General features: G+C 37.9%; 19 protein-coding genes and 1 other annotated feature. All 19 genes read right to left on the reverse strand.

Features of this window, described 5'->3' with window-relative positions; all coding sequences use genetic code 11:
* Positions 1 to 116 precede the first annotated feature (116 nt).
* The 19 genes from RCJ95_RS02205 to clpX all read right to left on the reverse strand — a co-directional run bounded on the left by RCJ95_RS02205 (position 117) and on the right by clpX (position 26,185).
* Positions 117 to 1,376: a bifunctional folylpolyglutamate synthase/dihydrofolate synthase gene (locus RCJ95_RS02205; RefSeq protein ID WP_257520267.1), complete on the reverse strand. Its 1,260-nt coding sequence runs from the start codon at positions 1,374 to 1,376 to the stop codon at positions 117 to 119.
* Positions 1,373 to 2,653 carry a bifunctional folylpolyglutamate synthase/dihydrofolate synthase gene (locus tag RCJ95_RS02210; protein WP_446721860.1) on the reverse strand — a complete coding sequence of 427 codons (1,281 nt, stop codon included), beginning with the start codon at positions 2,651 to 2,653 and terminating at the stop codon, positions 1,373 to 1,375. The genes RCJ95_RS02205 and RCJ95_RS02210 overlap by 4 nt, the downstream gene beginning before the upstream one ends.
* A 134-nt stretch (positions 2,654 to 2,787) precedes the next feature.
* On the reverse strand, positions 2,788 to 3,186 hold the full coding sequence (locus RCJ95_RS02215; RefSeq protein WP_016991882.1) for a hypothetical protein: 399 nt from the start codon (positions 3,184 to 3,186) through the stop codon (positions 2,788 to 2,790).
* Positions 3,187 to 3,451: 265 nt separating this feature from the next.
* Positions 3,452 to 6,097, reverse strand: a complete 2,646-nt coding sequence (locus tag RCJ95_RS02220) for a valine--tRNA ligase (protein WP_446721841.1) — start codon at positions 6,095 to 6,097, stop codon at positions 3,452 to 3,454.
* A gap of 81 nt (positions 6,098 to 6,178) precedes the next feature.
* Positions 6,179 to 6,436, reverse strand: a binding site (T-box leader).
* Between the two features lie 273 nt (positions 6,437 to 6,709).
* A complete protein-coding gene (locus RCJ95_RS02225) occupies positions 6,710 to 7,474 on the reverse strand; it encodes a valyl-tRNA synthetase (RefSeq protein ID WP_255601109.1) in 765 nt (254 codons plus the stop codon).
* A gap of 80 nt (positions 7,475 to 7,554) precedes the next feature.
* Entirely contained in the window at positions 7,555 to 8,001 is a 447-nt protein-coding gene (locus RCJ95_RS02230; protein ID WP_221680889.1) for a CoxG family protein, read from the reverse strand.
* 545 nt (positions 8,002 to 8,546) lie between these two features.
* On the reverse strand, positions 8,547 to 9,839 hold the full coding sequence (hemL, locus tag RCJ95_RS02235) for a glutamate-1-semialdehyde 2,1-aminomutase (RefSeq protein WP_054550021.1): 1,293 nt from the start codon (positions 9,837 to 9,839) through the stop codon (positions 8,547 to 8,549).
* Complete coding sequence (hemB, locus tag RCJ95_RS02240; protein WP_446721842.1) at positions 9,840 to 10,820, reverse strand: porphobilinogen synthase; 981 nt, start codon at positions 10,818 to 10,820, stop codon at positions 9,840 to 9,842.
* On the reverse strand, positions 10,817 to 11,578 hold the full coding sequence (locus RCJ95_RS02245) for a uroporphyrinogen-III synthase (protein ID WP_446721843.1): 762 nt from the start codon (positions 11,576 to 11,578) through the stop codon (positions 10,817 to 10,819). Before RCJ95_RS02245 ends, hemB begins: the two co-directional genes overlap by 4 nt.
* A complete protein-coding gene (gene hemC / locus RCJ95_RS02250) occupies positions 11,568 to 12,500 on the reverse strand; it encodes a hydroxymethylbilane synthase (RefSeq protein ID WP_221680891.1) in 933 nt (310 codons plus the stop codon). The genes RCJ95_RS02245 and hemC overlap by 11 nt, the downstream gene beginning before the upstream one ends.
* 18 nt (positions 12,501 to 12,518) lie before the next feature.
* Positions 12,519 to 13,346 carry a cytochrome C assembly family protein gene (locus RCJ95_RS02255; RefSeq protein ID WP_004226624.1) on the reverse strand — a complete coding sequence of 276 codons (828 nt, stop codon included), beginning with the start codon at positions 13,344 to 13,346 and terminating at the stop codon, positions 12,519 to 12,521.
* A 182-nt stretch (positions 13,347 to 13,528) separates the two neighbouring features.
* Positions 13,529 to 14,893 carry a glutamyl-tRNA reductase gene (gene hemA / locus RCJ95_RS02260; protein WP_221680893.1) on the reverse strand — a complete coding sequence of 455 codons (1,365 nt, stop codon included), beginning with the start codon at positions 14,891 to 14,893 and terminating at the stop codon, positions 13,529 to 13,531.
* 197 nt (positions 14,894 to 15,090) lie between these two features.
* Positions 15,091 to 18,009: a vWA domain-containing protein gene (locus tag RCJ95_RS02265; protein ID WP_446721844.1), complete on the reverse strand. Its 2,919-nt coding sequence runs from the start codon at positions 18,007 to 18,009 to the stop codon at positions 15,091 to 15,093.
* An 18-nt stretch (positions 18,010 to 18,027) separates the two neighbouring features.
* Positions 18,028 to 19,476: an S-layer homology domain-containing protein gene (locus RCJ95_RS02270; RefSeq protein ID WP_004226619.1), complete on the reverse strand. Its 1,449-nt coding sequence runs from the start codon at positions 19,474 to 19,476 to the stop codon at positions 18,028 to 18,030.
* A gap of 183 nt (positions 19,477 to 19,659) precedes the next feature.
* Entirely contained in the window at positions 19,660 to 21,321 is a 1,662-nt protein-coding gene (locus tag RCJ95_RS02275) for an epsilon-toxin family protein (protein WP_257520272.1), read from the reverse strand.
* Positions 21,322 to 21,464: 143 nt separating this feature from the next.
* Positions 21,465 to 21,638, reverse strand: coding sequence for a YjfB family protein (locus tag RCJ95_RS02280; RefSeq protein ID WP_004226614.1), 174 nt, complete (start codon positions 21,636 to 21,638; stop codon positions 21,465 to 21,467).
* Positions 21,639 to 21,773: 135 nt separating this feature from the next.
* Positions 21,774 to 22,355: a ribosome biogenesis GTP-binding protein YihA/YsxC gene (yihA, locus tag RCJ95_RS02285; RefSeq protein WP_004226613.1), complete on the reverse strand. Its 582-nt coding sequence runs from the start codon at positions 22,353 to 22,355 to the stop codon at positions 21,774 to 21,776.
* A 4-nt stretch (positions 22,356 to 22,359) separates the two neighbouring features.
* Positions 22,360 to 24,684, reverse strand: coding sequence for an endopeptidase La (lon, locus tag RCJ95_RS02290; RefSeq protein WP_257522542.1), 2,325 nt, complete (start codon positions 24,682 to 24,684; stop codon positions 22,360 to 22,362).
* Positions 24,685 to 24,913: 229 nt separating this feature from the next.
* Entirely contained in the window at positions 24,914 to 26,185 is a 1,272-nt protein-coding gene (gene clpX, locus RCJ95_RS02295; protein WP_036075657.1) for an ATP-dependent protease ATP-binding subunit ClpX, read from the reverse strand.
* Positions 26,186 to 26,321 lie beyond the last annotated feature (136 nt).

Consider the following 26,321-nt stretch of genomic DNA (forward strand, 5'->3'; position numbering starts at 1 on the left):
ATGATATTATATGTAAATTCCAAAGGGTAAATGCGAATTTATTATTTTTTGATACGGAACTCATTGCAATCCTAAATTTGCAGCCATAAAAAAACTAGGACTCCCTATCAAGAGCCCTAGTTATTGCATTGTTTCAATCTATGACGAACCTCTGTTAATAAATATAACGATCCTGCTACAATGGTTCTCTGCTGTCTATGTGATTGTGCCTGTATAAAGGATGCATAGTCAACCAAGGTTGTTTTCGATGTTGCATGAGAAAGTTTGGCCATTTGATGGGCTGGCATTGCTCGTGAATTAGCAAAATCAACGAAGTAAAAGTCATCACTCACCTGCTCTAGAAGCCCGAGAATCTGCTGAACATCTTTATCTGCTAGTATGCCAACGACAAAGGTTATCTGCTCATTTGGATATTCACACTGAATCGTTTCTACTAATTTTTGAGCACTTGCAGGATTATGTGCACCATCCAATATAACGAAAGGCATTATTTCTTCAAAGCGTCCCAAAATAGAGGCCTTTTGCACAGCTTGACGAATAGCTGTTTGATCAATAGACACGCCTAATACTGACGCCACTTCAAAAAATGCTGTAATGGCGAGAGCCATATTGTTCCCCTGATGTGCCCCCTTCATAGCACGTTTCAGGTTCGCTATTTGGAACTGCTGTACGTCATTTATATAGCTTTCTCCATCAGTTGTCGGCTTAATGGAAAAATGCTGACCTAATGCAAATAGAGTGGCTTTTTTTTGATTGGCTACTGCCTCCACAACTCGCTTCGCCTCACCCGGCAAATCACCAATAATAACTGGACGTTGTTGTTTAATAATACCTGCTTTATGGTGTGCAATGCTTTCAAGTGTACCCCCTAAAAACTTTGTGTGTTCTAAAGCAATACTTGGGATAATAGAGACAATGGGTATTACCACATTTGTGCTATCCAATAAACCACCCATTCCCGCTTCAATCAGCGCAATATCCACCTGCCCATTGACAAAATGTAAAAATGCCGCCACCGTCAGCAATTCAAAATCGGTTAGTTTGCCACTCAGCCCAGCCTCATGCATCTGTTGAAAAACTCGATCCATTTCAGCTTCTTTAATAGGTTGACCAGCTATTTGAATTTGGTCATGAACATCAATGATACACGGTGACATAAATTTGCCCACGCGTAAGCCATGTTCTTGTGCAATTGCCTCTAGAAATGTTAACGTAGAGCCTTTGCCATTTGTGCCTGCTAAGTGGACGACACGTAAAGTTTGTTCAGGATTACCTACTAATGATAAAGCCTCTTCAATCGCTGTAAGACCTGGTTTAATTACATCATCACTTTTAACCTGCCATTTCTCTTTATAATGATCAAAGTTTGGGATCATTGTCCTTCCTCCTGTAGCCACTGTCGAGCTTGTGCTATAAAGTATAATGAGCCTGTAATGACAACAATATCCTCTTTTTGGCGTTCTTGTAATACTGTTTGAAGGCTTTTTAGCCATTCTGTATGAACCGTTTTATTTGCATGTGTCGACAACATCGCTAAGCTTTCAGCAGGCATTGCATTCGGTAGGTCTATTTGTGTAAAAGTGATCGAGGTGGCAACAGTATCCATTAGTACTATACTGTTGGCATGATCCTTGTCTGCTAATGCCGCATAAATAAAGTGATAATGGTTTCTTGGATAGACATTTTTTAGTGTTTGGATAAGAGCAGCTGTCCCCTCGGAATTATGAGCACCATCTAGCACAATTTGATTTGGCCATTGCTCAAAGCGGCCTGCCCATTGCGCGCATTGTAGACCCTGACAAATAGAATCATCAGCAATGCCAATTGCCCCCTGCTCACGTAATGTTAGCATGGCTGTGATTGCCAAACTTGCATTATTTATTTGATGTTGACCAGCCATTTTTAATGGTATATCCTTCATCAAGACAGGGGCCTTTTCATATGTAAAGTGCTGATAGTCAGCACTTTGCCAACTATTTGTCACCGTGAAGTCTTGCCCTAAAACTAAGCATGATGCATGTCGTTCCTCTGCAGTAGCTTTAATGACAGCCAATGCCTCCTCATTTTGAACACCTACAACAGCTGGTATGCCTTCTTTGATGATGCCAGCTTTTTCAGCGGCAACCTTTGCGAAGGTGTCACCTAAAAAGGCTGTATGCTCTAGCGAAATCGTTGTAATAATAGATATAAGCGGTCTTACTACGTTTGTCGCATCCAAACGTCCTCCAAGCCCTGTCTCAATAAGTGCAATATCTACTCCTTCATGTGCAAAATATTGAAACATAATCAGTGTAACTACCTCAAAAAAGCTTGGAAAATCGCCATTGTAGTGTTCTTCTATAATTTTCGCAAGTTTATTGAAATAGTAGAGAAATTGCTCATCCGAAATTTGGCGGCCGTTAATGGTCATACGTTCATTGACTCGCTCTAAATGTGGAGACGTAAATGCCCCTACAGTGTAGCCTGCATGTTGAAGCATTTCTCTTAATGCGTTCACCGTAGAACCTTTACCATTTGAACCTGCTACATGGATTACTCTTAGCTTGTTGTGAGGTTCATCTAAATGCCCTAGTACTTCTCGCATAAGAACAAGTGGCGCACGTTTATGATCAACTGCTTTTAATGTAAAAATAAATTTTGTACATTCGTTCATTGTGTTAAACAAAAGAAACACTCCTTCTTACTGCAATATCTTTATTTTAGTACAAGTAACGTTTAATAACATAGCAAAATGACAAAATACAAAAAACACGCAGCTAGCAACTGCGTGTTCGTATTAATATTATTTTAGTGTACTTTATGAGCACCTAATAAAGCACCCATATTATTTAAAATAGTTTTTGCATCACTATTTAATAAAGGATGAACATCTGGGCGTTGCACTAATTCAAAAGCGTTTTTTAACGTTCTTTTTAGCATCGATATATCAAAATCTGAGCAATACTCATTAATTTTTTGGATTGTTAATAAATCAGTCCTTGATAATTTAATGCTATCCTGCTGAGGATTACTATTTGCTAATATGTGCTTAATCAGGACACGGCCACTTGTATTCAGTAAACGATAATACTTTGCTTCGGATAATTTTAAGAGATTTGTTTCGATCAATACTCTCGCGCTTACAAAGTCTAATTCATCACATGCTTTGTTGACTTTTGTAATAATGGTTGCAATATTTCCTGACATTCTCAACACCTCCATTGGCTCTTATTTTCTTTACTAACAAAGACTGTCTATCTAAAAAACCATCCATTCTCAATTTCAGATTTGGTTTTTCACGGCTAAATAACAATGAAATTAGGTTTTGTTTCCTATAAGTTTAGTGCTGAACATCATCTATTAGACCAATTTATTTAAGATAATACTATATATTTTTACCTAATTCAATGCATATCTTTAGCTCTATATAAAAAAACAATGGATGACTTTTTCGTCATCCATTGCTTCATCTTTACATATTTTTTAATTCTTCTAAACGTTTTAAAACAACTCCATGCTTGCTTTCGTAATCTGCTAATTTCTCACGTTCTGCGTTGACTAACGCTTCCGGTGCTTTCGATACAAACTTCTCATTCGATAATTTACCTGTAACAAGCTTTACTTCTTTCGCCCATTTCTCTAATTCTTTTTCAAGACGGGCAATTTCTTCCTCTAGATTGATTAGTCCAACAAGAGGTAGGAAAACTTGTGCTCCTGTCACAACAGCCGTCATTGATTGTCCTGGAGCCTCTAAACCTTCACCAATTGTTAAAGTGTCAGGATTACAGAATTTTTCTAGATATGCTTGATTCTCTTCAAGTACAGCTGCTGTTGCTGCATCTTTCGCTGAAATAAACAACGGTACTTTTTTGCTCATTGGTGTATTTACTTCCGCACGAATATTACGTACTGAACGTATAATATCCATTAGGAGCTTCATATTATCTGCTTCATCAGCAAAATGAAGATCTGTGCGTACTGTTGGCCATGCTGCCACTGTAATAGATTCACCTTCATGTGGTAAGTGCTGCCAGATTTCTTCTGTAATGAAAGGCATAAATGGATGTAATAGACGCATTGTTTGATCTAGTACGTAAGCTAAAATAGAGCGAGTTGTCTTTTTAGCTGCTTCATCCTCACCGTAAAGAGGTAATTTTGCCATTTCAATATACCAAGAACAGAAATCATCCCAAATGAAATTGTATAGTTCACGGCCAACTTCACCGAATTCATAACGCTCTGCAAGAGAGGTAACGCGTTCAATCGTTTCATTTAAGCGCGTTAAAATCCATTTATCAGCGACTGATTTTTCACCAGTTAAATCGATCTCATCATATGTCATTCCATCCATATTCATAAGCGCAAAACGTGATGCATTCCAAATCTTATTGGCAAAGTTCCATACTGCTTCTACTTTTTCAGTTGTATAGCGTAAATCTTGACCAGGTGATGAACCAGTAGCTAAGAAGTAGCGTAATGAATCTGCACCGTATTGTTCAATGACATCCATTGGATCAACACCATTGCCAAGTGATTTACTCATTTTACGCCCTTCACCGTCACGTACTAAACCATGAATTAGCACATCTTTAAATGGACGTTGATCTGTAAACTCAAGACCCTGGAAAATCATTCGAGAAATCCAGAAGAAAATAATATCATAGCCTGTTACTAATGTATTTGTTGGATAGTAACGTTTATATTCTTCATTTGCTTCATCTGGCCAACCCATAGTAGAAAACGGCCATAGTGCTGAAGAGAACCATGTATCTAGTACATCTTCATCTTGCGTCCAGTTTTCTGCATCTGCTGGAGCTTCTTTACCTACGTATATTTCACCTGTTTCATTATGGTACCAGGCTGGGATTTGATGGCCCCACCATAATTGACGAGAAATACACCAATCGCGAATATTCTCCATCCAGCGAGAATATGTGTTTTCAAAACGAGCAGGAACAAAGTTTACTTTCCCTTCTTCGTCCTTTTGTAGCTCTAGGGAAGCATCAGCAAGTGGTTGCATTTTAACGAACCATTGTGCTGAAAGATATGGCTCAACAACAGCACCAGAACGCTCAGAGTGTCCTACTGAATGCATATGCTCTTCAATGCGAATTAACACACCTGCTTCTTGTAAATCAGCAACAATTTGCTTACGGCATTCGAAGCGATCCATTCCTTTATATTTGCCCGCAAGATCATTCATAGTACCGTCTTCATTCATTACTAGAATGCGCTCCAGATTGTGACGATTACCCACTTCAAAGTCGTTCGGATCATGGGCTGGTGTCATTTTTACAACCCCAGTACCAAATTCCATATCAACGTACTCGTCAGCAACAATTGGAATTTCGCGACCTACAATCGGTAAAATAACGTTTTTACCAATTAAGTGCTGGTAACGCTCATCGTTCGGGTGAACAGCTACCCCAGAGTCACCAAGCATTGTTTCGGGACGTGTTGTAGCAACTTCTACATAGCCTGAGCCATCAGCTAATGGATATTTCATATGATAGAAGGCACCTTGCACATCCTGATAAATTACTTCAATATCAGACAATGCTGTTTTTGCTGCTGGGTCCCAGTTGATAATACGTTCACCACGATAAATTAAGCCTTTTTCATATAACTGAACAAAAACTGTTTTTACCGCGTCTGAAAGACCTTTGTCTAATGTGAAACGTTCACGTGTATAATCTAATCCAAGACCAAGCTTTGCCCATTGATCACGAATATGTCCAGCATACTCTTCTTTCCATTCCCATGTTTTTTCAAGGAATTTTTCACGTCCTAAATCATAACGTGTAATATTATCCTCACGTAGCTTGGCTTCTACTTTTGCCTGTGTTGCAATACCCGCATGGTCCATACCTGGCAACCATAGGGCATCATAGCCTTGCATGCGTTTCATACGAATGAGGATATCTTGTAATGTTGTATCCCAAGCATGACCTAGGTGTAATTTACCTGTTACGTTCGGTGGTGGAATAACGATTGAATAGGGTTTTTTCCCACTTTCAGGCTGTGCCTCGAAAAACTTCCCTTGTAACCACCATTCATAGCGACCAGCTTCAATGGACTGTGGATCATATTTAGTTGGCATTGAAATGTTTTCTGTCATATTGACTCCTCCTATTGTTTGAAAACTGTTGGTAAAGAAATACTATTTATTTTTTTACCCAATAAAAAAACTCCTCTCGTCTAAAAGGACGAAGGAGTTTTAGTTCGCGGTACCACCTTTAATTCCAGCAGGGTTAAGATAAATGTTAAATGACTTATTTTCTCAGCCTATTCTACTGGCTCTCAATTCGGTAACGGTGTTTAACCGGCTTTAACTACTATTAGTTCACTAAAGCTGCTCAAGGGCTACCTTCAATTCCGTACAAATAGAAACTTCTCAGCTACCGTTTCCTCTCTGAAAATGTAGTCAAAATTTACTCTTCCCTATCATAGCATCTGTATTTGATTTTCCTTATTGTACCGCAGGATCGTGTCATTTTTCAAGTGATTTAGTCATCTTTTAGTAAGAGAAAAGTAAAGAGAAAAGGAAGTGACAATTCAAATGCGACGACGCAAGTATAACCCTTGGCTTTTACCACCCTGGCTACGACAAGTTCGTTTTTATTGCAGAACCATTATCGTGCCGATTTGTGCTTTTCAGTTTATCCGTGTCATTATTGTGCCAACATCAGGTGATTTAGTCTTCTTATTACTCCTGCTACTTCTCTGCTATTTACTTTTGAAAGACATCATTTGAAACACGAACTTTAAGCGGTGTATATTCTTCTGTTAGATCCCAAATCATAGAAGGCACTTCATGCCAAGTACTGGATTCACGTACAACAATATGGCTTGAGGATTCTCTTAATATAGCTTTTTGGTTAACTGTTGTAGAATTCTCTTGGCGTGAAGCTGCTGCTACTGCGGCAGGTTGTTTCACTTGAATACTTTCTTCAATTACAGCCAATGTCTCCTCTTGTTCGAAAGCATGTGTTGATAGGTGCGGATTGTCTAACACATCTTTTTCAACAACAGGTTCATATTCATTGAAAGCACTTGTGACTGTCCACTCAAGCTGACACACCTGATTTGTCAGACTAGGGCGAATATCCTTGACCATTAAATCTTTGACATCGGATTCTTTTGGTAAATCCACATGTAAAGGAACGGCATACTCAAAATAACCAGTATCTCCTTGAATATCAAGAGCATCAATTGTAATTAAATCTTCATTTTCTGCAAATGCTTGCATATCTTGAAAATCAAAGCGAACGTGTGCGGTGATATGATAGATGCCCATAAGTCGCAAAGAATCCTCTAACTGCATCGCCTGCCACTGTGGCTTAATTTGAACAGCTGCTATTTCAGTTGGGCAGCCATATCCAGGAAAACAAAATGTTTCGCGCATATTCCAAGTTTTGTGTTCGATAATAATCCCTCCCTTTGCATCATATGACGATTTGAAGGATAGTATGCGAGGATGTTGCCATTTGAACATAGTCTAAAATAGATACTACTAAAAAAATGACATGCTAGAAGTAATAGTCTAGCATGCCATTCCCATGGATGTTGGTATCATTAAACATTTACTAATTTAATTTTATTAGCCACACGATCTGTTAACATTTGTGTTGCCTTTGGTACGATCGGTTTAAAAATTGGATTTAGAACAGGGCCAGCTAACCCGCCCGCAACGACTTCTAAGAATCCTGTCATTTTAGTATTTTCAGCGTCGATACTTTCTGCGAGGAAATAGCCATTTCCTGTGAAGTTATCAGAAAGCCCCTTTAATTCAAATGTAACTTTAGATGGTGCTAACCATTCTAAGATTGTAATTTCTACTTCAACTGTTTTTTTCAAAACGCCAACATTGCCTTTAAAAGTCCAAGTGGAGTGTTTCTCATCAATCATTTCATGTGCATTATAACCAGGGACAAGCTTTGCCCATTTTTCCATATCACTAACGAAATCCCATACATGTTCAATCCCTACGGGTACTTCGACCGTGTGTGTGCCTGTTGCCATATCAATTCACTACTTTCTTTTATGAATAGCTATATTATAAACGATATCGCCCACAATTTGGCTATGCTGAAAGATGTAATTTTGACAAAAGCAGGTCCTTCATCCAGTATAGTTGAGCTTACTTACTAGTAAATATATGCTATTATTCCTTTTTGCTCATGTATTCCTCAAGCACTATAATGCTATCTGCTTAATCCATTAAAAAAGGTAATATCAACGTAGAAAAAGCAATTTTGCAAGGCGAGGGTTGTTTTTCGTTCCACCAGCGAAGCTGCTTCACTCACTGCGTTCTTGCACCTCTCCATAAAATGAATAGTGAACACATTCACTTTATGAAAACCTTTGCTATAAAGAAACATTTTTATGGGTTGGAGTGGAGGATGCTTGACTCCCATAGGATAGCTAAAGAGGTGAGGCCACAGGAGAGCAAGTAGCCTACAGAGGAAAACATTTTCACTTCCCGCAAAAATTCTAGTAATGGTTTTGTTTTTTAACAGCAGAAGAGCATGCTAGAAATAATTCTAGCATGCTCTATCAAATTAATTTTATTGCGCTAATTGCGCAAATACTTTATGGAATGCTGCCACCGTTGTCGCAATGTGCTCTTCCGTATGAGCTGTTGAGATGAATAGTCCCTCGAATTGAGAAGGAGGTAAGAAAATACCTTCCTCTGCCATTAGACGGAAATACTCAGCGAATAATTGTAAATCTGATGTTTTAGCAGAAGCAAAATCAATGACATCTTCATTCGTGAAGAAGAAGCCAATCATAGAGCCTGCACGATTAACAGTGTGCGGGATATTATATTTAGTTGCTGCTTCACGGAAACCAGCCTCAAGCTGATCTCCTAATTTTTTAAAGTAATCATACGTACCATGATCTAAACGTGATAACGTTTCATAACCGGCTGTCATCGCTAACGGATTCCCCGATAATGTTCCTGCTTGATAAATTGGTCCAGCTGGTGCTACTTGCTCCATAATTTCTTTTTTCCCAGCGAATGCACCTACAGGGAGGCCACCTCCGATTACTTTACCTAAAGTAGTCATATCAGGCGTTACCCCAAAATACCCTTGTGCACAGCCATAATCTACGCGGAAACCTGTCATGACTTCGTCAAAGATTAATAATGCACCGTGCTCTGAAGTAAGCGCACGCAAACCTTCTAGGAAACCTGGTTGTGGAGGTACAACACCCATATTTCCTGCGACTGGCTCCACAATTACTGCAGCTAACTCTGCGCCAAATTTTTCGAAAATTACTTTTGCCCCTTCTAAATCATTATAGGCAACTGTCAACGTATTGCGGGCGATATCTGCAGGTACTCCAGGGCTATCAGGTAGGCCTAATGTGGCAACACCAGAACCAGCTTTAATCAATAAGGAGTCACCGTGACCATGATAAGACCCTTCAAACTTTAAGATCTTATCACGACCTGTAACACCACGCGCTACACGTAATGCAGACATAGTAGCCTCTGTTCCTGAAGAAACAAAGCGAATCATTTCCATTCCTGGTAGACGGTCTAATACTAATTGAGCTAAGCGATTTTCAGTATAGCTTGGAGCACCGAAGGAAGAACCCTTCGCAGCTGTATCTGCAATTGCTTTCACTACCTCGGGATGTGTATGTCCTAAAATTAGCGGACCCCAAGACAATACATAATCAATATATTCATTGCCATCAATGTCTTTAATGATTGCCCCATGGCCAGATTCCATGAAAATCGGGTCCATATTTACTGATTTGAATGCACGTACTGGGCTACTTACACCACCCGGCATTAATTGAACAGCTTCAGCATAGGCTTGTTTTGATTTTTCGTAAGAACGTGTCATTTATTTCTCCTCCAACCAACGTGCAACATCTTTTGCATGATACGTAATGATTAAATCAGAGCCTGCACGTTTCATGCCTAATAATGTTTCAAGCACAACTTTTTTCTCTTCAATCCAACCATTTATAGCAGCCGCTTTAATCATTGCATATTCACCTGAAACATTATATGCAACAAGCGGTAATGGATAGTTATTTTTCATGTCTCGAATAATATCTAAATAGCTAAGGGCAGGCTTGACAATTAGGAAATCTGCGCCCTCTTCGATATCTGACTCTGCCTCACGGAATGCCTCTAGACGATTTGATGGATCCATTTGGTAGGATTTACGATCACCAAATTGCGGAGCACCATCTGCAGCATCACGGAAAGGTCCATAGTAACTGGATGCATATTTAACTGCATAGGACATAATCGGAATATGTTCAAAACCAGCTTCGTCCAGACCAGCGCGAATTGCCGTTACAAAGCCATCCATCATATTAGATGGAGCAATGATATCAGCGCCAGCTTTTGCTTGGGATATCGCCGTGCGGGCTAAAACATCTAATGAAGGATCATTCAAAATTTGATCACCCTCAATTAAGCCACAATGTCCATGATCTGTAAATTCACATAAGCATGTATCCGCGATGACTAATAACTCAGGATGACGTGTTTTAATGAGTCGAGTCGCTTCCTGCACAATGCCATGATCATGAAATGCACCCGTTCCAACCGCATCCTTTTCAGCTGGCAAGCCAAATAAAATAACCGCAGGAATACCTAATGCTACAACCTCATCCACCTCTGCCTCTAATTTATCCAATGAAAATTGAAAAACGCCAGGCATTGAATGTACTTCATTTTTAATATTTTCGCCTTCTATTACAAAAATAGGATAGATCAGGTCCTCTTTATGTAAGTATGTTTCTTTTACCATTGATCGTATCGTTGCATTGGTACGCAAACGACGGTGTCTTTGAAATTGTAGTTTTGTCATGATTTGTCCCCTACTTTCATAATTTCTTCGATGACTGCTTGCATTGTATAAACACTTGGCATAATATCCACAGTAGCACCGTATTGTTCAAGAGCTGCTTCCGTAATATGGCCAATGGCTGCAATGTGAGCTGCTTCCCAGCCAATATGTGGCACAACCTCCATTGCATAAACGTCAACTGCTGAAGGACTAGCAAAAATCACTGTAACATCTTGATGTTGCTGGATGCAATTGACAATAACAGATGTTTGATCATGTCGTTCTATCGTTTCATAGACTGTCCATTCTTTTAATTCAAAAGGCAATCCATCCTTCAGCGTACTTTTCGCCTTTTTTCCTCGAATAAACAGACATCTCGGATGATTACCCGCTACACTCGGAAATTCTTTAACGAAGATATCAGCACTAAATATGGAAGGCATAAAGCTCACTTGAAATCCTAAATTTTCCAGCGCTGTTGTTGTTTTAGTTCCAATAGAAGCTATTTTTCCTTGGAAGTGACTCGCATTAAATTGATGTCGAAGCATTTTACTAGCAAAAGCTTCTACAGCATTTTGACTAGTAAAAATCAACCAATCATATTGCTTAACGCGATTCAATAGTTCAGAATCCTCGCTATCTAATCGTTCACAAGTTTCAATTAATGGGGCTACGATGGCCTGTCCACCTAAAGCTATTATATTTTCGACAATGGTTGTTGTCTTAGATGTGCCTGTTAAAAGTATGGTTTTACCCTTGAGAGGTAAATTACTCGGCATCTTGCTCTGCCTTTACACGCTGAATTAAATCGAAAGCACCTTGTTCTGTTAAAATAGCAGCTAGCTCTTCTCCAATTTTTTGTGCATCTGTACCGACTACTGTTTCTTTATAGACAACAGATGCGTCTGGAGCAGCAACAAGGCCTGTTAATGTAATTTCTTCCCCATTTGAAGTGGCATACCCAGCAATCGGTACTTGACAACCACCATCCATTGCAGCCAAAAATGCACGTTCTGCATGTGCTTCTTGCCATGTAAATGAATCAGTCAGTTTACCTAATTCGGCTAAAAGCTCCGCATCATCGGCACGACATTCAATGCCTAGAGAGCCTTGCGCTACAGCTGGTAGACATTGTTCTACAGGTAAAAACTCAGTGACTACATCATCACTCCACCCAAGGCGTTTCAAACCAGCCGCTGCTAAAATAATGGCATCATATTCTTCTGTTTCAAGCTTAGCTAAACGTGTATCAACATTTCCACGAATCCATTTAATTTCGATATCAGGACGTACTGTTAAAAGCTGTGCACTACGACGTAAAGAACTTGTCCCAACGACTGCTCCCGCAGGAAGGTCAGCAAATTTAACATGCCCTTTCGAAATAAATGCATCACGAGCATCTTCACGTGGTGGAATACAACCAATCACTAGCCCTTCTGGCAATACAGCAGGCATATCTTTCATAGAATGAACAGCAAAGTCAATTTCTTTATCGTAAAGGGCTTGTTCAATTTCTTTTACAAACAACCCTTTCCCGCCGACTTTTGAAAGCTGTACATCTAAAATTTGGTCACCTTTTGTTACAATCTCTTTTACTTCAAATTCGAATGGTGCACCAGCCGCTTTTAATTCATTAATGAACCAATTTGTTTGCGTTAGCGCTAGTTTACTTCTCCTAGAACCTACAATAATTTTTCTCAACAGTCTCCAACCTTTCTTCTAATACCATAAATGGAATCGCGATAAACTACTCCCTAAGAAGAAGTTTACAACAACTAATAGATAGGCATAAATATGTACCCATGCATAAGTTGTACCTGTCAGCTTGCTTTTGCGATTCACATATAGGATAAAACAATACAAAATTAAAATAATGAAGGACCCTATGATTTTCGCATCGAAAATCGAAAGACTCTCTAATGTTAATAGTGCCCATTCAAACCCTAATATTAAACTTATAAATAACATCGGAATTCCAATAAAAAATGAAATATTCATCCAGCTGCTTGTCTGCTGCAAGGAAGGCAATCTAGTCCATAAATGCGACCACTTTTTCTTTTTCAGCAATCGATATAGAACGAGATACAAAATGGCAAACACAAATGTTAATGTAAACGCTGCATAAGACAATATTGCAAATGATATATGAATAAAAAGCATCTCCGAAATTAAAGTATCCCCGACAGCTCCTGTAGGACGTTTCGGCATAAAAGTAAATATACTAGCGAATAAGAATCCTAGTATATTAATAATAAACACAGGTAAATCCACCCTTGCTATGCAATGAAGGATAATGGATAACGTCACGAGTAACCAGGAATAAAAAAGTATTCCCTCAGACAAGGATAAAATCGGAAAACGCTTCGTTTCCACAAACGTTAAAATGATAATGGCACTTTGAATCATCCATACAAATGAAACAAGCCAAAAAGCAATGCGTCTTGCACGTACTTGCTTATAAAAGTAATCAGTAAAGTAAAAAACTAGACTGATCGCATACAAGACGATCATCACTTCATACAGCCTCGTCATGGTCAAATCAGCCAATAGACATCCCTTCTTTGTCGTGAAATTAATAAACTATTCTAGCATAGAAAACAAAAAAACGTTTTCGTATCCTTAGTTTACCATACAGATACGAAAACGCCTCATGTAATATCAGTAGAAAATCCAATTGCGCGTAACACCCATATACAATCACAGCTTTCTACGTGAGCGCAATAGATAATTTAGAAAGAGTACTTTGGTTCAGTAGAAGTCTGAGATACCTGTGCGCGTTCTTTGCGCTCAAGCTCTTGCTTTGTCATCTCATGAACTTCAGCTTCCACAGCATCCTCTATACCAAAAATTTGTTGGAATAAACGTAACTGTTCATTTGCTTTTGGAGAATTAGCCATTTCTTTAGCTTGCAAGATTGGCTCTTTTAACAATTGATTGATAATAGATTTTGTATGTTTGCTTAAAATTTTACGTTCACGTTCCGTTAAATCTGGCATTTTATTTTCGATACTTGTCATAGTCTCTTGTTGAATACGATTTGCCTTTTTACGTAATGCGGAGATGACTGGCACTACCCCAAGCGTTGCTACCCAGTCTTTAAATTGCACAACTTCGTCGCCAATCATATTAGTAATATCAGCAGCAGCACGTTCACGCTCTGCTAAGTTCGCTTCGACAATACCTTGTAAATCATCAATATCATATAGGAATACATTTGGTAGGTCGCCAACTCGTGGGTCAATATCACGAGGAACCGCTATATCTACCATGAATAATGGTTTTCCTTTACGTAAACGTTCCACGAATTGCATTAGCTCGTAATCAATAACATAATCAGTAGCACCTGTTGAAGTAATTAAAATATCCGCTTCTAACAAAGAACATTGTAATTCCTTCATTGATTTAGCTTCACCATGGAATTTAGCTGCTAAGCTTTCTGCTTTTTCAAATGTACGGTTAATGACAGTAACTTTCCCTACACCACTACCGTAAAGGTTCTCAATTGCAAGTTCCCCCATTTTACCTGCACCTAAAATAGCTACATGCTTGCGTTGTAATGAGCCAAAAATTTTCTTTGCTAATTCTACAGCAGCATAGGAAACGGATACCGCATTCTCACCAATCGCTGTTTCATTATGAGCACGCTTTGCAAATGTTACTGCTTGTTTAAATAGCTGATTGTATACCGTTCCTGTTGTGCCAATCTCTTGTCCACTTAAAAAGCTTTTTTTTACTTGCCCTAAAATTTGTGTTTCACCTAGAACCATTGAATCAATTCCAGCTGTCACTTTAAATAAATGTTCGATTGCCTCATCTTCTTCACGAATCGTTAAATACGAAGAAAATGTCTCCACAGGTAAATCAAACCAGTTTGCTAAAAATTGTTTCACAAAATGACGTCCAGTATGCAATTGATCCACAACAGCATATATTTCTGTACGATTACATGTCGAAACAATTACGTTCTCTAATATACTTTTTTGCTTTTGCAGCGCTTCCATTGCTTGTGGCAGTTCACTCTCAATGAATGATAACTTCTCACGTATTTCAACAGGCGCTGTTTTATAATTCAAGCCTACTACGATGGTATGCATGAATAACACCTCACACGTTCTAATTCACAAATCTCATTATAGCACAGTTCGACAAGAGTTCATCAATAATTTGTGAACATGTCATGAAGAACTGCAATTCGTCATCTACATTAGAATTATTATAAACTAAGTGTAACAAATTATACGTGTTGTTTCAAATTAAAAAACTGCCCCCATCATCGGAGGCAGTTTTCTCATTAATTTGTTATTGTAACACTCTTTATTGCAATCATATTTCCATCTTTATCGTATGCTATAAACTCAATCTCATCATTGACTTTAAAGTCCTGCATCGTTTGAACAGTTTTTGTTAACATATACACTTGATCACTACGCTTTTGCAAATCAAACTGGACATCTCCACTGATTGAATTAAAACGTACATTCATCTTCGCAACGTTTTGACAGTTACCATCAACTCGAGCACTCATTGTAATATAACCTTTTCGTAGCGAAACACTTGTCTCTTCAAATAAATCTTCTGGATTGATACAGCTCGAAGCTTGCGTTTTACATAAAATTGTATCAATTAACTTCTGGAAGACTTGATGCAATTGCATATTATCAATTGCATGGAAGTACGTTCCGCCCGTTTCTGAAGATAATTGCATTAAAGTGGCGTCATTTACTTGTGATTTTTTGCCCATACTTACTGTATATACTTTGACACCTTGCTTTTTCGCTTCATTTATAACTTTTGTCATTTTTGATTTACTTGTTTTACCATCAGAGACAACAACAATCGCTTTGGATGTTTTCGAATCATTCGAGAATTTTGTTAAAGCAATATCGATGCCTGCAAAAATATCGGTTGCACCCTTTTCTTTCGATGCTTTATAAAGATCTTTTTTCAACACATTTTCTGTTGTGCCTTCTCCAAGTACTGTTGCTTTTGTATTGGTTTCAATGACTATGTTATTTTTAGCCTTTAATTGATTGATTAGTTCAATCATTTTCTTCCCACGATAATTTGTTGGATCAACAGCTTTCATGGAAGAAGAATAATCCACTACATAGGCAATTTCTGTTGCTAAAGAACAAGAATTTATACTGAAGTATGGATTCGTGAAAATATCTTTCGTCACTGTTTTATCTTTTAAACCCTTCAAGGACGTTGCATAGCGAGGGTCTATTGGATTGACAAGTCTTGCTTCCACTTTAGATTTCCCATATATAACTGAATCAAAGTAGGCTACAGCAGTACCTGGATTTCCTGTATTATTTAATGGATCAGAAGTGTTCGTAATGAATGAAGCTGTTTTTTCTACTCCGTCATACTTAATTTTAACTGTCCCTTGATAATCTGTAATAGGCTCTCCACCAGGACGCACTAAAGTCACCATTACTTTTGTATAACGATCTTTTCCTGATGGTCTTGATGCCGCATCCGCACTTTCCTTTAGTGCCTCAACTCGTTTTTTAAAGGCCTCTACTTGTCCAAGTAATTTACCGCCTTGGTATTTTAATAATACCGTACGGTCATAGTTACTTAAGTTTGTGAAGATCGAATAAATCTTCATAACACTATCATAATGTTCTAATGTTAAATCTTTTTCGTCTGGCATTTCTTTCATAAGCTGAATAATGGCGCCGACTGGATTAATGTTCTCTACCTGTGAGGCAATATCATCGTCAATGCCCTGAATGCGATAAATAGGACGACCATCGTCAGCAATTAAATACATTATTTCCGTTTTAGCTGGCGTCGTAACAGAGTTTTCAAAACGAGTCTTTAAAAGTTCCTCAAATAAGTAAACAGAAATATTATAGTTTTCAAATTGAAGAATAGCATTTTCATAACCTAATGCCGGATATTTAGGATCAGAACCACCGTAACGCAAATAGATGTTTTGCACATTTCCTAAAACGTCTGTCACATTTGTTTGCTGCCCAATACTAAATAATTTTTTATCTGAATTAGCATTGAGAGGAACTGGGCTATAAACATCAATTAAGTTTTGCGTAAAGAACTCTGGAATATCTTCACTTTTAGGAAATTCAGGAATCACGCTACCATTATCATCTGTATTTGCTGGGTCGTATACTTGGTAATCAATACGTAATTCAGGCTGTGGTGCATAACGCACTTCTGCGTTTAGTTTCTCTCCAACAAGACACTTCATTGCTGGGTCCGTATTATTAATCAGTTCAAAAGTTATTGTATCACGTACTGATTTAGTTAGTTTTGGTGCTACCACTATAGCAGATACAGTTGAACCATCTGATTGGACAATGTCAACTGCTTCACCTGAAGTATCAACAATATTTCCGTAGGATGCCTTCACGCGGAATGAATAGGATTTATCATCAGCGATAGGATCACCATTACAAGCCTTTAAAGACACTGTAACTAGTGTTGTATCCACATTATTTGCAATTAAATCAGGCTTTTCCACCACGATACTCTGCAATGCATTATTAACATTATTTGGTCCAGTAAAATCATTTGAATTATCCTTTGGCTCTTCAAAATCAGCACTACTAGATCCCATAAAACCAGGAGGTAACGTAATACTATCATTATCACGACCAGCTGGACTACGTTTTAATCCTTGTACTGCGAAAGTGCTATTTTGAACAGCACGATAGAAAAATACAGCAACATCACCCCGTGTTAATTTTGTGGAAGGATTAAAGCTAGCAAATGTGTTTTTGCCTGTAGAACTTGTAGATAAATCATTTGAATATAAATATTGAACTGCCTGTGGCTCATCTAAATCTAAGCCTTTAAAAGCCGCGTAGATTTGGGCAAATTGGCCACGAGTTACAGCTTTTGTTCGATTCGTATTAACATGTGTACCGTTAAATGGTAAATAAAAATCACTATAGAAATTATAAGCAACACTATCTATATAAGATAAAGCATAGTTCCGATCTAGTTTGGCAAACATCAGAACAAGATCGCGATCTGTCACTTGATCATTTGGTAAAAAGTTACTTGCACTATTTAAGGACATCAGGTCATTATCGACCGCCCATGAAATAGCTTTATAATTATTGCTATTTGTTGGAACATCTCTAATTGTTGTAGCTGCTTGCGTAACAGTAGGTGTAGCTGTCATCAGTAGAAGCATGAAGCAAAGCATAGCAAGCAATGCTTTTTTTACATAGGTCATTTTTGTTCCATCCTTTCCTTAGTTAAAGAACAATATGTCATCACGATAGTTTTGTTTTAAGTCATCCTCTAAATATTTCAAGAATCGTTCTAGAACAACTGACGCCTCTGCACGCGTTAGCGGTTTATTTGGATTAAAACGACCAGCAGCATCACCAATCATTAAGCCAAGTTCATTCGCTATATAGATGCCATCTCTCGCATAATTTGGAATCTGTTTGTCATCTGTAAATTTAGTTAAGTAACCAGGATCAGGTGCTCTATTTTCTAGTCCTAAGGCACGGACAAAGATAGTTGCAGCCTGCGCTCGATTAATCGCATTATCTGGCTTAAAGTAGTCAGCTGATACACCTTTAATTATCCCTTTATTTAACGCTGATTCAATATAGCCGTAATCTTTGATAGAACGCTTCAAGTCTTTAAAAACACTTGTAGTAGGTGTCTTTTTTGATTTCTTTTCTTCAAACACACGTAAATCAACCGCTTTACCAATAGCCGTCGTAAAATCAATACGTTTCATTGGTGTATTAGGAGAAAAGAAGTTACTTGAATCTGAGTAAATACCTAAAGAATAAAGTTTTTCAATTGCTTCTTTCGCATAATGGGTTGTTAAATCTCTGAATTTAGGAATGATCAGACGTTCAATTGTCGGCATGTACTCTGTATCTAAATCAAGTGTACCCTTTTGTCCTGAAGATAGGTCGTATGTATATTCAGAAATAACATCCTTTTCACTTACGACTGCATATCCACCTTCAAAACTCCCTAAGCTACCGAGATTTTCCTCATAATTTAAAACACGTGATTTACTTGTAGATAAACGATTTTTCACATGACTTGTTTTACCATCACTATAGGAATAAACAGACTCCGTAATTTGAGTTTCTGTCGCACCCCAGAAGTTCTCATAGCCTGCATGTCGACTATCTGTTTCAATTGTTACTGTGTTTTGAACAGCATTTTTTCCTTTTCCTGTTTCAAAAGCATAGGTTTTTCTAGAAATAATATTTCCTGAGTAATAATCAGAGGCTGCACGATTATCAGTAACTGTTCCTTGTGAAAATTGATAATCGACTAAGGAATAAGTAATGGCGCCAATTGTAATTTTTTCCGTGTATTTCTTCACTTCACCATTGGATGTTTTTTGACCAAGAACTGCATAATCCACTACATCAGATTCATAGGCAATATTTCTTGTCAATGTAGCGCCATTGCTTGCTGTTAACTTCATGCTATACGTTTCAGTTAATTTACCTTTGGATTCTTTTTGTGCAATTTTAATATCTTTGCTTGTCCCTTTAAAAATAACAGGTGTCCCTGAAAGGAACACAGCTTCTTCATATGTATATTCATTTTTTACTGCACCTGTTGTTTCTAATGAAGCGGCTGATGCATTGAATGGAATAGTTGTTCCAATCAAAAAAACAGCAAGGACTAGAAACATGATTTTAGATAATTTTTTTTGCATTCGCTTTTCCTCTCTTTCACTGTGCATTTGCGTGCATAATGAAGCTTGTTTCTAATACCACTAAAAAAAATCTGCTTGTCTTGCGAATGTATACACAATTTAGCCTATTTGAAGTATCTTCCTCATCTTTAGCTTATGAAACATATTCGCATAAGACTCGCAGATTTTTTTAGTTTAATATTGCTAATCTACCAAAATAAAATGAGCTTTAACAAATCGATCTGATAATACAACTAAACGATCAGATGGCTGTAAGTCAGAAGCTTGAATCACCTTACCTGCTTTAATCAGTGTCGCTTGGTCAATATTCATATTAACCATTTCACCCGCTTCATACCAACGACCATTTTGCCATTGACTAACACTCTTGACATTAATGACTGCAGGATACGTAGATTTCACAGACTGTAGTTTACCTGCGAGCATTAGAGGGGCAACAGGTTTAGCCTTGTCTAAAATATGAAGAGCTTGTACATGGCCTTCCTTCACATAGAAATAACCATAATCTCCCTCAGATAAGTAAAGTTCAATATCTGGCATGACACTATACGTTTTATTGCCGTCATCTACCATAGCTTTCGTTGAATTACTAACCGACAGTACAGTACGATCTGCTTTCTTGAAAACATTCGATTCAATCTTCATCGCATCGTCAATTTCAATTACATATCCATCAGCTTGAGATAAGCGTCCATAATATAATTCATGACCTGCCAGATTAGGTGACATGAAGCTATCACTTGTAACTTGTACTACTTGGGCATAGTGATCACGAGTAGCCCCATCAGCCACGACAAAAGCAGTACCATATGCCATAAGACCAGTAGGTTCAATTAATCGTCCATTTCGAATTAAAATAGTCCCATTATGGAAATACATTGTTCCTGCTGTTTTCAATTTCAGTAGTTGGTAATCTGTATCAACAGACAGCATTGGTTCGTAATATGTTCTTTCATTATTTTTCAATACAACAATTTTCTCGATTACTTCCTTACCAAATTGTTTAACGGTCGCATAGTATGCTTCGCTACCTATATAATTTTTCAGCTGACCTTTCTCGATTTTCGTATTCCCAACATGGATTGGTACTTTGGATGTAAAAGGCATAGTTGAAAGATCATTTGTTGTTTGAGAGCCAAATTGCCAGTTAACAAAGGCATGCTGATTTTTCACGGTAAGCTTGTTAGCATTAGGATTGACCGCTTGTATCTCGCCTTTATATAAGTTTTCAACGAGCGTACCTGTTTCACTGATAGCTACCTTTGATATGACTGAGGAAGTTTTATTTTTGAAACTTAATTTAACTCGATCCCCAACGTATAATGCACTAATATCTGTTGCAGAAGAACCTTTTTGATAATTGGTTTCTTTGTTTAAATAATATGTCGTTTCTGCGCCAACATCTGGTTTTACCATGATAAATAAACCATTTGGATCAATACTCGTTACGACACCAGCAGTTGTTTTACCGTTACTGCTTCCTGTTGATGGTACATTTGTTTCTGTTGGTGTATGAGAGGTACCGCGAAGTTCAACAACACTTCTGAGAGAAATTTCAGCCTCGACTGCCATCCCCATCTTAAAACCCTCAATCGTTGTAGACGTATTATTAATATATAATCTAGTATTTTTATTAATATTAAACGTTACTGTTCGTCCACGATCATTTTCCAATGTAATTTTACTAAGTTGCTTTTCTATCGTACCATCTGGCTTCGTATATTCTGAAAACGTTACATCAACAAATGTCCCTGTCACTAGTTGGGCTGCTTTAGCAGATTGATTAAAGGAAAAACCAACTATCATCAGTAACGTAATCATCAGTATGTATAAATATTTTTTCAAAAAACCTGCCTCCTTACTAATTATTAGTATATCGTATTATTGGTAGTTTTTCTTATTCGAAAAGTTACATTTTAGGCCTTCTTGAATTTATTTCTAAAAACAAAAATTGAGGTAGCTTTTAACTTCAAGCTACCTTGCCTACTTCATACCTGAATATCAATTGTATGTCCGGCTGTTGGATGTGGAGCATCTAACATTTCAACTAACTGTTCTGTATTTTGCTGTTGCATTTCCATTGCCTGTTTCGTAACAGCTAAAGATACATTTTGCATAAGTGTTGTTTGGTTCATTGCCATCGATAAAGCTGCGATATCCATCTAGTCCACCTCCTATCTAATTTATCGGACAAATAGTTACATCATCAAGTATTTTCCCTAATTTTCTACACTACTCGATTGAAAATACAAAAACATCTATTGTCCTAACGCTTTAGATACAATAGATGCTTTTTACTACATTTTATTTTCGATTGTTTTCCATGCTTCCTCAAAGCCAAGTCCCGTTTCTGAAGAGAAGACAATAAGAGGATCACTTTTTTCCAACTCCAATGTCTCTTTGACAATTTTCTTATGTTTATCCCATTTACCTTTTGGAATTTTATCTGCCTTCGTTGCAATGACAATGCAAGGAATATTGTAATGCTTTAAAAAATCATACATCATACGATCATCAGCTGTTGGAGGATGTCGCAAATCTATAATTTGTACGACTGCTTTTAACTCCTGGCGTCCTGTAAAATAGCGCTCGATCATTTTTCCCCATGCCTCACGCTCTGTTTTAGAAACCTTTGCATAACCATACCCTGGAACATCTACAAAAAACAGTTGCTCTTCGATCTTATAAAAGTTAAGGGTTTGTGTTTTACCAGGCTTAGATGAAATACGTGCTAAAGCTTTACGTCCGATCATTCGATTAATGAAGGAAGACTTTCCTACATTCGAACGACCTGCTAATGCAAATTCTGGCAGTCCATCTTCTGGATATTGGTCTGGTCGTACCGCACTAATGACCATTTCGACATTATGGACTTTCATTTTTTTAAAAACCTCCGTCCAGCGCATAGGCTAATACTTCATCAGCCGATGACACTAGTTTAAATGTTAGTTGCTCACGTACACTATCTGGAATATCCTCTATATCACGTTCATTATCCTTAGGACAAATGATTGTCGTTAATCCTGCACGGTGAGCGCTTAATGTTTTTTCTTTTAAGCCGCCGATTGGCAATACACGGCCACGCAGGGTAATCTCACCTGTCATACCTACCTCGCGGCGAATCGGGCGATGTAGAATAGCCGAAACGATAGCAGTTGCCATTGTAATACCAGCTGAAGGTCCATCTTTAGGTACAGCACCCTCTGGCACATGGATATGAATATCATGTGTATCAAAAAATTCTGCATCCACATTAAGGTGTTCCATCTTCGTGCGCACATAGGATAATGCTGTTTGAGCAGATTCCTTCATTACTTCACCAAGCTTACCAGTAAGTTGTAACTTCCCTTTACCTGGTGTTAAAGAAACTTCAATTTGTAATGTATCTCCTCCAACTGTTGTATATGCAAGTCCAGTTGCGACACCCACTTGATTTTCCTTTTCAGCCTGTCCATAGCGGAAACGATGTTTACCGAGCAAATCTTGTAATGATTTTGAGCTTACCGTTACGCGTTTTTTCTCACCAGATACAATTACTTTGGCAATTTTACGGCAAAGCGTAGCGATTTGTCGTTCTAAACCGCGCACTCCTGCTTCCCGAGTATAATAACGTATAATATCAGTAACTGCTTCATCTTTGATTACCACTTGTGTTTTTTTCAAACCATGTTCTTTAAGCTGCTTTGGTATGAGATGATTTTTTGTAATTTGAGCTTTTTCTATTTCAGTATAGCCTGCAATAGAAATTACTTCCATACGATCCAATAATGGTCCTGGGATGCTACTTAAATCATTGGCAGTTGCAATAAATAACACATTAGATAGGTCATATGGTTCCTCAATATAATGATCACTAAATGTATTATTTTGTGCAGGATCTAAAACTTCAAGCATGGCTGCTGCTGGGTCACCTCTAAAATCATTCGACATTTTATCGATTTCATCTAATAAAAATACCGGATTAATGGTACCTGCTTTTTTCATTCCTTGAATAATACGTCCTGGCATTGCACCAACATACGTACGTCGATGTCCGCGAATTTCCGATTCATCTCGAACACCACCTAAAGAAATACGAATAAACTTACGATCTAAACTTTCGGCAATGGAGCGAGCTAATGATGTTTTACCAACACCTGGAGGCCCTGATAAACATAAAATAGGCCCTCGAAGTGAATTTTTCAGCTGACGTACTGCTAAATATTCTAGAACACGTTCTTTGACTTTTTCTAATCCATCATGATCACGGTTTAAAATATTTTCAGCATGGGTAATATTCATGCGATCCTCTGTAGCATTTGTCCACGGTAATGAAATAAGCCAATCAATATAATTGCGAATAACACCGCTCTCTGCACTAGCTCCAGGTATTTTTTCATAGCGATCCAATTCTTTCAGTGCTGCTTCCTTTGTTGCTTCTGGCATACCAGCTTCGTCGATACGCTTCCGTAATTCTGCAACTTCTCCAGTTTTCCCTTCGCGATCTCCCAGCTCCGTTTGGATAGCTTTCATTTGCTCACGTAAATAATATTCCTTTTGCGTACGCTCCATTGACTGCTTTACTTTGGAATTAATCTTCTTTTCTAGATCCAATACTTCCTGTTCATCATGCAAGCGAATAATTAAATGATCTAGTCGTTTTTTAACGCTTAGCATTTCTAATACTTCTTGCTTGTCGGCAATTTTAAAGGGCAAATGAGAAGCAATAATATCTGCTAAACGACCAGGTTCTTCAATATCCGTTACAGTATTGATCGTCTCTGTCGTGATTTTATTGGAAGATTTTGCATATTTTTCAAAATACGTCAACAATGTCCGCATCAACGCTTGTGTTTCTACATCTTTTTCTGTTGACTCCTCTTTAATCTCAATATCGACAACCGTATACTTCTCCAACGCACGATAGTTTTTCCACGTTGCACGAGCAACTCCTTCTACAAGGATACGTAATGTGCCATTTGGTAATTTAAGCATTTGTTTGACATAGGCAATTGTACCAACTGAATACAAATCTTGCTCTTCAGGTTGTTCATCGTGCATTTCTTTTTGTGTTACCAATAAAATCATTTGGTCCTCTAACATTGCCTGCTCAAGTGCCGCTACAGAACGATTTCTACCCACATCAATATGTAACACCATCGATGGGAATACTAAAAGTCCACGCAAAGGCAATAATGGTACATTTGTTGTTTTTTGTATTGTCACCATGCGGGCATTCACCTCCGTCAAAATTTTCATGTTAACATCCCGCGCTACTAGTATGTGTTTAAAAAGTTGATTCACACTAGATATTGAAGCGAGCCAAAAATTTCTTCAAGTTACAGCTGCTTTATGTAGGAATGAATAAAAAGCTGACTGTCGATATGTGCGAATATTGCACAATCGAAGTCAGCTAATTACTCTCTATCTCACAACGGTAGACAGCCACGTCTATTCATTATGCTGAAGTTTTAGTGTCGCTACCTTCATCGAGTTCAGTGCCATCTTCAAGAAGCAATTTCGGTTTTTCTTTATCCGTAATTGTTTTTGCTGTAATGATACATTTTTTTACGTCTTCACGTGAAGGTAATTCGTACATTACATCAAGCATTGTTGACTCAATAATTGAACGAAGACCACGCGCACCTGTTTTACGTTCAATTGCTTCCTTAGCAATTGCCACAAGAGCATCTTCATCAAATTCAAGCTCAACGCCATCTAATTCAAGCATTTTTTGATATTGCTTGGCTAGTGCATTTTTCGGCTCTGTTAAAATTTGTACTAGTGCTGCTTCATTTAATTGCTCCAGACTCGCAAGTACAGGTAATCGACCAATGAACTCTGGTATTAAACCAAATTTCAATAAATCCTCCGGAATCAGCTTGGACATGATAGAACCTTCATCTACATCTACTTTATTAGGATCTGAACCGAATCCTATTACTTTTTCACCCTGACGTCGTTTAATAATGGTTTCAATACCATCAAATGCACCGCCAACAATGAAAAGAATATTGGTTGTATCGATCTGTAAAAATTCTTGATGAGGATGTTTTCGTCCTCCTTGTGGTGGAACACTTGCAACTGTTCCTTCAAGAATTTTCAGGAGTGCCTGCTGAACACCTTCGCCGGAAACATCTCGTGTAATAGATGGATTTTCCGACTTACGTGCAACCTTGTCAATTTCATCAATATAGATAATCCCTTTTTCAGCGCGTTCGATATCATAATCAGCTGATTGGATTAACTTTAATAAAATATTTTCAACGTCCTCACCAACATAACCTGCTTCAGTTAAAGAGGTAGCATCCGCAATTGCGAATGGAACATTTAAAATACGTGCTAACGTTTGAGCTAATAAAGTTTTACCGCTACCAGTTGGGCCGATTAACACAATGTTCGATTTTGCTAATTCAATATCATCAATTTTACTATTCGTATTGATACGTTTATAGTGATTGTAAACTGCGACTGCCAATGCTTTTTTAGCACGCTCTTGTCCAATTACATACTCATCTAAAATCGTTAAGATTTCTTTTGGTTTTGGAATATCTTGGAATTCAATTTCCTCTTCTACACCTAGTTCCTCTACAACGATCTCTGAACAAAGCTCGATACATTCATCACAAATATAAACACCTGGACCTGCAACTAATTTACGCACTTGTTCTTGTGGTTTTCCACAAAATGAGCATTTTAAATTGCCTTTTTCATCATTAAATTTGAACAATATGTTTCACCCCTATTCAAGCAACAATCTTACAAGATTATTGAACCTTTATCAAATAAATTGTCTGCATCATTTACGCCTCAGTAATTATGCATGTGTAGATTATAACGCATCGACATGTACTTTACTTCAATTG

The organism is Lysinibacillus sp. BSL11 (assembly GCF_052928325.1).